This is a genomic window from Pedobacter insulae (genome assembly GCF_900113525.1).
Taxonomy (GTDB): domain Bacteria; phylum Bacteroidota; class Bacteroidia; order Sphingobacteriales; family Sphingobacteriaceae; genus Pedobacter; species Pedobacter insulae.
Genome location: NZ_FOPP01000007.1, coordinates 247,293 through 254,869, shown reverse-complemented (window position 1 = coordinate 254,869; position 7,577 = coordinate 247,293). Strand labels below are relative to the sequence as shown.

Below are 7,577 nucleotides of genomic sequence, written 5' to 3'. Positions count from 1 at the left end.
CCCACGACACCCTTGCTCTTGGCTAATACTTCCTACTGTAAAGGCGTATTCGGGACTTTCACCCTATAGCGCATACCCATGCCTGGCGCACAAAATAAGGGCAAGTCATCCAACATTGCCCTTATTACTAACTAATAACTAAATTATCTAAATTTATCCAACTTACTAAAGGCCGAATGTCGTCTATGTTATTTCACATATGCCTTGAGGCCGCTGCTTAAAAACATTTTATAATTTTCTATTTCATAATTGGCGCCCTGTGGGGTTGCCAATAATTGTTCTGTTTTGGGATCTAATAGCACGTAGAATGGTTGTGAGTTCGAGTTAAATTTCGAAGCTTGCAAATCACTCCACTTTTTACCGATTGTAGTTAATGATTTTCCTTTTGCATTTATAACCACATCTGCCGGAGCTAACTCCGTTTTATCATCAACGTACAGTTGAATTAGTACGTAATCATTGTTAATCATTTGACGAACTGTAGGATCTGGCCAAACATTGGCTTCCATCTTCCGGCAATTTACACAAGCATGTCCAGTAAAATCAATTAATACAGGTTTGTTTACCTTTTTTGCGTAAGCAATCCCCTCATCATAGTCAAAAAATGCGTTCAACTTTAATGGTGCGTGAAAAATATCAGCATACTTATGTGGTGCGCCATCGGTTGTCTTATTAATGTTTGATGAACCTATTAAAGAAGCAGTGTACAAATCAAAGTCTTGCGTTTCCTGAGGCGGTAAAAATGCAGAAACTGAACGCAGTGGGGCTCCCCACAGTCCAGGAACCAGATATAAAGTAAAAGCAAATACAATCGTTGCCATTAAAAGGCGTGGAAAGGATAGAAATTTGAGATCACTATCGTGGGCAAATTTTAATTTACCTAATAAGTAAAAGCCCATAAGAGCAAATAAGGTAATCCATAAGACTAAAAACACTTCGCGATCAAACCATTCCCAGTGGTAAGCTAAATCTACATTGCTCAAAAATTTGAGTGCAAAGGCTAATTCTAAGAAACCTAATACCACCTTTACGCTATTTAACCATCCTCCAGATTTTGGTAATGCGTTCATTGCAGAGGGAAAAAGCGCAAATAATGCGAAGGGAATTGCTAACGCAAACGAAAAACCAAACATCCCTACGGCAGGGCCTAATAAAGCGCCCGTAGTGGCGGCCTGTACTAACAACGTGCCTATGATCGGGCCAGTACATGAAAATGAAACCAACGCCAGCGTGCCTGCCATGAAGAACAGCCCTGCTAATCCCCCTTTATCAGAGTTTTCATCCATTTTATTCACCCATTTTGAAGGAAGGGTAATTTCAAAAGCTCCCAAAAATGACGCTCCGAAAAGAACGAGTAAGAGGAAGAAGAAAAAGTTAAAAATACCATTGGTTGATAGGCTATTTAAAGCATCGGACCCAAAAATAACGGTAACCAACAATCCTAATACAACGTAGATTAAGATGATAAAGAATCCATATAGGGCTGCCTTTCCAAAGGCACTTCCCTTTGCGGCTCCTTTAGTGAAAAAGCTTACCGTTAGCGGCAACATCGGAAAAATACACGGCATTAATAAAGCCGCAAGTCCCCCAACAAAACCTGAGATAAAAATACCGAAAAGTGTTGTGTCTTCCGCCTTTGTGGTTGCTTTTTTGACCTCATTTAAAGGTTCAACTTTTGCTTCTTTTAAAACAGTTCCAGAATCGGCTGCAGTAACGATATCTTCCTCAGGTGTTACTTCTGTAAATTCCAGTTCGTCAATATTTACACTGTCTGTGTTTTGAGCAACCGAAAGATTGCTCATTAACATAAATAGGAAAAGTCCTATGACATATTTAAATTTCATAATAGTGCTCTATTTAATCGAAACACTAAAAGCGATTTCTTCTGGAGGCAAACATTGATGATCATCACAAACCATAAATTCCAATTTGCCTTTAACCAAAGCTGTTTTGCCCTTTAGTTTAACCTTTTGTTGAAAAATCACAGATTTTTCGAAATAACTTACATTCATATTGAAGGTTGACTCAAATTTTGTGATTGGCTTTGGTTCTGTAGTTTTGTCAACTAGTGTAAATAGTGGGGATTTATCAAACGTGATGGTTGTTTTAACCGGACCGCCTGCTTTAACAAATTGCGAATAAAGATGCCATCCGTCTTCAATCGTAGCTTTTAAATAAATGATTGCCTCGGTAGCGCTCGTTTTCTTTGCAGCATAGCTCCAGGTTACCGGCTTTTCAATTTGTGCATAACTGGTTAAGCTAAAAAGAGCTGCCGTTAGTGTAAAGATTAGTTTTCTCATTTTGTGGTTCTTATAAATATTAGGGTTATAATCTGTCTATTGCTTCGTAATCAATAAACTGTGTGTCTGGACTTAGATAGCCCTCTTTTATTGGTTCATTTTTCATTAAATCGGTACTCAGGTATTTTTTATTACTATCAGATAAAATGGTCACAACCACGCTATTTTCACCTAAAGCTTGTTGCAATTTAATTGCCCCAATTACATTTGCTCCAGATGAAATACCAACTGCCAGTCCTAATTGGGTGGCCAACTTTTGCGCCATCAAAATTGCATCACCATCATTCGCCTGAATCACCGAGTCAAGGTCAGCAAGGTTCACAATTTCAGGTATAAATTCATCTGATATCCCCTGAATACGATGACTACCCACTTTATAACCTGTGGTTAATGTTGGAGACTCAGCAGGCTCTAATGGATGGATTTTAATTAACGGATTTTTCGATTTAAGATACTTGCCAACACCCATAATAGTACCTCCAGTTCCAACTCCTGCTACAAAAGCTTCTGGAATAATATTTAAATTAGTTAACTGTTCCCAAATTTCTACCCCTGTTGTTTTTTCATGTGCTTCAGGGTTAGCCTTGTTTTCGAATTGCCGTGGCAAAAAAACATTAGGGTCAGCCGCTGCATAAAACTCCGAAAGCTTGATGCTTCCTAAAAATCCACCTTGCTCCTTGCTAAGCAATTCTACCTGAGCGCCTAAACTCTTAATAATATCTATACGCTCTTTACTTAACCAATTTGGCATGATAATTTTTACGGGGTGACCCAAGGCTCTCCCTATGGCGGCAAATGCGATTCCGGTATTGCCACTGGTAGCCTCGATGAGCTGATTCCCCGGTTGAATACTTCCGTCTTTATAGGCTAAGTACAGCGTATGTAACGCCATCCTATCTTTTATACTCCCAGTTAAATTATAATGTTCACACTTTACATAAACAAACCCCCTTTTTCCCATATAGGTATAGTGAAGTTTCAGCATCGGTGTATTTCCAATAAGTTTATTCAAGTGATTAAACTTAGCTTCTATAGATGCTTTTGAGTCTGACATTACTTTTGGTTCAACAATCATGGAGAAATAATTTGCTTGACTTACGATCAATAATTCTTGAAGCAAAATTGACTATATCTGAATTAACTAACAATGATTTCCCATTATTCCATAAATTTTATGGTATTTTAATAAATAATCAGAAATTTGTCAGATATTCATCACTCCAGTATATGAAACCTGATTTTTTTTCAAGCCTATGCAAAACAATATTGACCAAACTGATTTGGGAATTTTAAAATTACTCCAACATGATGCTTCCTTAACAAATAAGGAGCTTTCTTATAAATTAAACAAGTCTATCGCAACTATTCACGAACGTGTTAAAAGACTAAAAGAGCAAGGATACATAAAGAAAATAGTTGCTATTTTAGATAGAAAAAAGGTGGGAAGTAACTTAGTCGCTTTTTCACAGGTCTTGCTAAATGACCATGCGGCAGATACTTTAAATGAGTTTGAGAAGGAAGTGACTAAATTTCCAGAAGTAATGGAATGCCTGCAAATGACAGGGGCATACGATTTCTTCTTAAGAATAGCTACGAGCGACATGGACTCATACCATACTTTTTATAGAACCAAATTAGCTACACTTCCAAACATTACAACTGTACAGAGCTTTTTTGTCTTGTCTGAGGCAAAAAGCGATACCGCATATCCCTTATAAAAAAAGCTAAGTACCATTGGCACTTAGCTTTTTTTAAATAACGAGAAATCTATTTTATTTTCCATTCATGTATCCCTGATGAATGATTTTCGGGTTGCTGAACTTCGATTTTAATCGCTTTGGTTTTTACAGGTTTAAATTTAAGCGTATTAAACTTATCTTTCGAAATCCCCGAATCGCTGAGTACCTCTACGGGTATCCAATTTCCATCTGATAAGTATAAAACTTTATAAGATGTTGGAATTCGGCAGCCGCCCCATGGACCATCGTCATACCAATACACCCCCGACTCAGACACGGTTTCTTCCTCAGCAAAATCGTATGCTACAAACTCTACAGTGTTTTTCTTTGGCCACCAGTGCAAATATGGAAAATTGGTATCTTTCGAATCTGCCGGTTCATATTGATCTCTAACTGATTCTAATAGTCTAGGATTTTTTAAAGAAGAACTTACTTTACTTTTTGAAGCAATGGTTGGTGCGGGTTGAGGCCTTGCGGCAGCTGACTCGTAAGGTATCCAGACTGTCATGTCACTTGGTCCTCTATTAGCCCAGGCATAATAGGGTATCGCTACTACTTTTTGGTTAACTTGAAGTAATTCATCGGTACCAATTTGGCGCTTTGTTCCAGTTCCCTCCACAAATATTTCTTCAATTTCATTCAATTTCGCAGAATTAAACGCTGCAGAGGCCTTTGCATCTTTTGAAACCAAAATGTTTTGCACCAATCCATCTTTATTATCTGGACCTTCTAAGCAATATGCCATAGGACCCTTCTGAAAGGTAAAACGACCTACATCATCTTTAACCTTTGCATTTGCAATCACTTTTTGAATTTCCATTGGCAAATCTAAAATTAGCTGGTCGCCTTTTGCCCATTTCTGCTCAATAACCGCATAGCCTTTTACCATTTTATAAACAACCGGTTTGCCGTTGAGCAATAATTTAACTTCACCCTTAGTTGGCGTGAGGTAACTATATAAATCGCCCGGAACAGGCGAATTGGTAGCCCATCCGGGAATACGAACATGAACAGCAAATACAGCAGGCTTTACCGGTGAAACATCGATTTTAACATGGCCTTTCCATGGATATTCGGTTGATTGCGTAATATTAACCTCACCGCTAGTTAATTTAATATCAGCCTTATTAGCCATAAATAAATTAACATATAAATTATTTTCATTGTGACCATACACATAACCCGGCACCGACGGCAAGAAACGGGTCATGTTTGAGATACAACAGGCACAGGCAAACCATGCACTTCGCTGGTGTTGATGCATTGATGCTAAGGGATTAGGGTAAAAAAACCGATCGCCACTTATCGACACGCCTGATAGCAAGCCATTGTAAAGCGTTCTTTCTAACACATCGATGTATTTAGCATCGCCATGTAATTGAAACATGCGGCTATTCCAATATACATTTGCAATCGCAGCACAGGTTTCAGCATAAGCACTCATGTTAGGAAGCTGATAAGCTTCCCCAAAAGCTTCTCCTGCCCCGGTAGCTCCTATCCCACCGGTAATGTATAATTTCTTGCCTACCACATCGTCCCATATCTTGTCTATCGCAGCCAAATACCTGGTATCACCAGTTAACGCTGCCACATCTGCCATACCCGTGTACATATAGGTTGCCCTTACCGCATGGCCAACTGCCGTAGTTTGATCTACTACCTTAGCCTGGGCTTGGTTATAAGGATCGCCCTTGGGGCCTCGTACATCAAGAAAAAACTTAGCTAAATCGAGGTATTTTTGATTGCCGGTGATACGGTACAAACGTACCAAACCAATTTCAACAATCTGATGCCCAGGATAAATCTGCAATTTACCAGGCCCAAAATCTCTGACCAGTAAATCTGCATTTTTAAGTGCAATATCTAACAATTTACGCTTCCCGGTCGCTTCGTAATAGGCAGCTGCCGATTCATAAAGGTGACCCGAATTGTAAAGTTCATGACTTAGCTCCTCTTCCTTTTCCCATCGTTTAGCGCCAACCCAATCATGCGGCTTTTTGGCATTTGCAGTTCTGAAAGTATATAAGTAACCGTCTTTTTCCTGAGCTCTTCCAATAATATTAATAAGCGAATCTATATAATGCGCTAATTTAGGATCCTTCTTTACTTGCATTGCATAGGATGCCCCTTCAATTACTTTATATACATCGGTATCATCAAAAGTAAATTGGGATAGTTTTACCTCCTCAATTTCATGTGCTGCCATCAAGAAATTATCTATTCGGCCATTTTCCTCACATTTTTGCAGCGTATACGGAATGGTTGTGCTGGCATTTACTTCCATTTTGGGGGCCCAAAACTTATCATTCACATGCACATGTTTAAAAGCGACTGGTTGGATTGGGTAATCCCTTTTCTTTTGCGCCACGGCATGAAATACCGCTAAACCTGCAACTATGGTTAAAAATTTAGTTTTCATCTGCTATGATTTAAAAAATAAATTTAAAGAGTTGAAAGGGTAAAAAACAGGTGAATATTCACATGTATCAAATATAATTTAACTAGTTTTGATTTACAATTCTGTTAACATTGTCCCAGTTACGCCAATATCTAACGCATGCTTAACACCACATTTTAAGGCAAAATTAGCTCTCTGATGGCCAACCGGAAAGTCGAAACAAACAGGATAATTATACTCTGCTACCTTCTCCATCACAATATCAACTAAAGTTTTTCCAAACCCATCCGCCCCGTCATCAGGTTTTAACTTAAATCCACCTATAATTAAACCGTTAAGCTTTTTTAATTTACCGCTTCTTTTTAAGTTAAAAAACATTCTATCAATACTATACAAGGCTTCTCCAGTATCTTCTAAGAATAAGATTTTTCTTGCTGTTTCAATCTCCGATTTACTCCCGGCTAAGTTTTCAATACACCGCAAATTACCACCAATTAGCTCACCTTTTGCTATTCCCAGCCTATTGCTGGCATTATAAATAGCTTGGTATTTCATTTTCTCACCTTTCAGTGCTTGCTGAATTGAATTTATGGTATCAATTTGTATGGGTTCTGCAGTTGCCCAGTCGCTCGGAAAACTATTGCACATCTTTGAATGAATGCTGGCTACGTTATAATTGCTATTAATATGGCAATGCAAAATAGTGATATCGCTAAAACCAATAATCCACTTTGGTGACGATCTAAATCCGCTAAAATCTAATTGATCTACAATTCTAACTGCTCCATAGCCTCCCCTCGCACACATAATAGCTTTAATGGAAGGATCATCAAGCATTTGTTGAAAATCTAGCAAACGTTCTTGATCAGTGCCACCAAAAGTATAATCTCTTGCTCCCACTGTTTTACCTATCACTACATTAAATCCCCAGCTTTTCATTTGAATAACCGATGGCTCAATTTCTTCAGCTGTAATATAACCTGCCGGACAAGTAATACCTATCGTATCGCCTTCAACCAAATAAGGTGGCACCTTTGGTCTAGCACTTTCTACAAGGGGTAACTTAGCATCAGTTTTTAAGGGGTTTAAAAGTGCTACTGCAGGAATTAGTGCCAGGAAGTTTTTACGGTTCATGAAAGC

General features: G+C 38.5%; 6 protein-coding genes. 1 reads left to right on the top strand and 5 read right to left on the bottom strand.

Features of this window, described 5'->3' with window-relative positions; all coding sequences use genetic code 11:
• Positions 1 to 188: 188 nt before the first annotated feature.
• Genes BM207_RS13360 through BM207_RS13350 form a run of 3 tightly spaced genes read right to left on the bottom strand, consistent with a single transcriptional unit; the run spans position 189 to position 3,354 of the window.
• Positions 189 to 1,844: a protein-disulfide reductase DsbD family protein gene (locus tag BM207_RS13360; protein ID WP_090995021.1), complete on the bottom strand. Its 1,656-nt coding sequence runs from the start codon at positions 1,842 to 1,844 to the stop codon at positions 189 to 191.
• 9 nt (positions 1,845 to 1,853) lie between these two features.
• The gene (locus BM207_RS13355; RefSeq protein ID WP_090995019.1) at positions 1,854 to 2,300 is read right to left on the bottom strand and encodes a protein-disulfide reductase DsbD domain-containing protein; all 447 of its coding nucleotides are present in this window, start codon (positions 2,298 to 2,300) and stop codon (positions 1,854 to 1,856) included.
• 25 nt (positions 2,301 to 2,325) lie between these two features.
• Positions 2,326 to 3,354 carry a PLP-dependent cysteine synthase family protein gene (locus tag BM207_RS13350; RefSeq protein ID WP_245768109.1) on the bottom strand — a complete coding sequence of 343 codons (1,029 nt, stop codon included), beginning with the start codon at positions 3,352 to 3,354 and terminating at the stop codon, positions 2,326 to 2,328.
• A 199-nt stretch (positions 3,355 to 3,553) separates the two neighbouring features.
• Here BM207_RS13350 and BM207_RS13345 point away from each other — a divergent pair, with 199 nt between their 5' ends.
• A complete protein-coding gene (locus BM207_RS13345; RefSeq protein WP_090995016.1) occupies positions 3,554 to 4,018 on the top strand; it encodes an Lrp/AsnC family transcriptional regulator in 465 nt (154 codons plus the stop codon).
• A gap of 49 nt (positions 4,019 to 4,067) precedes the next feature.
• Here BM207_RS13345 and BM207_RS13340 read toward each other — a convergent pair whose 3' ends face one another.
• A complete protein-coding gene (locus BM207_RS13340) occupies positions 4,068 to 6,458 on the bottom strand; it encodes a glycoside hydrolase family 127 protein (protein ID WP_090995013.1) in 2,391 nt (796 codons plus the stop codon).
• A 93-nt stretch (positions 6,459 to 6,551) separates the two neighbouring features.
• Complete coding sequence (locus BM207_RS13335; protein WP_090995009.1) at positions 6,552 to 7,571, bottom strand: S66 peptidase family protein; 1,020 nt, start codon at positions 7,569 to 7,571, stop codon at positions 6,552 to 6,554.
• Positions 7,572 to 7,577: the final 6 nt, after the last annotated feature.